The sequence below is a fragment of the Ahrensia sp. R2A130 genome (assembly GCF_000179775.1).
In the GTDB taxonomy this organism is placed as follows: domain Bacteria; phylum Pseudomonadota; class Alphaproteobacteria; order Rhizobiales; family Rhizobiaceae; genus Pseudahrensia.
This window is the reverse complement of the sequence record NZ_AEEB01000046.1, coordinates 1-354: the sequence shown is the minus strand read 5'-3', so window position 1 is coordinate 354 and position 354 is coordinate 1. Positions and strand designations below refer to the sequence as shown.

Here is a 354-nt window from a genome sequence, read left to right as displayed (position 1 = left end):
CCTGATGTTCTCAGCGTTACCGGCTTTACGATTGGTTCTTCCCCCACGGTTTACGCCCCGGTTGGTGCCGGTGGCGGAGCGGTGACGATCCCGGGTGTTGGTCTTGTGTCGATTGCGACGGACGGCACATGGTCGTTTGCGCCTGATGCCGACTACAACACGGACCTGGCTGCCGGCGGCAGTGTCTTCCCGACGATCACCTATACGGTGGAAGACGGAGCGGGCTCGAGCGACACGGCCACGCTGATCGTCACGGTGACGCCAACCAATGATGCTCCTGCCGCCACAGATGATGCGGTCACCACCAACGAGGACGCGCCTGTCTCCGGTGCTGTGATTCTGAACGACATTGAT

At 61.3% G+C, this 354-nt stretch carries 1 protein-coding gene; it reads left to right on the top strand.

The annotated features are described in order from the left end of the window. The coding region (locus tag R2A130_RS16895; RefSeq protein ID WP_009465417.1) for an Ig-like domain-containing protein at positions 1–354 on the top strand (354 nt) is incomplete at both ends.